The 327-nt window shown below is 41.0% G+C and carries 1 protein-coding gene; it reads left to right on the top strand.

Translation table 11 applies throughout. From position 1 onward, the window contains the following. Nucleotides 1-306: ATP synthase beta subunit C-terminal domain-containing protein (locus tag HC175_RS22000; RefSeq protein ID WP_438865981.1), on the top strand; the 306-nt coding region annotated here is incomplete at its 5' end. Nucleotides 307-327 lie beyond the last annotated feature (21 nt).

Here is a 327-nt window from a genome sequence, read left to right on the forward strand (position 1 = left end):
TTACTACAGAGATATAAAGAACTTCAGGATATCATTGCCATCCTTGGTATGGAAGAACTTTCTGAAGAAGATAAACTTGCTGTATCACGTGCAAGGCGTGTTCAGCGTTTCCTTTCTCAGCCGTTCCATGTAGCCGAACAGTTTACAGGACTTAAAGGAGTACTTGTAGATATCAAAGAAACCATCAAAGGTTTCAACATGATCATGGACGGAGAGTTGGATCACCTTCCCGAAGCTGCCTTTAACCTTAAAGGAACCATTGAAGAAGCGATCGAAGCCGGTGAGAAAATGTTAGCTGAAGCGTAATAAAAGTAAGCAGTAATAAGT

This window comes from Salinimicrobium oceani, from assembly GCF_012037645.1.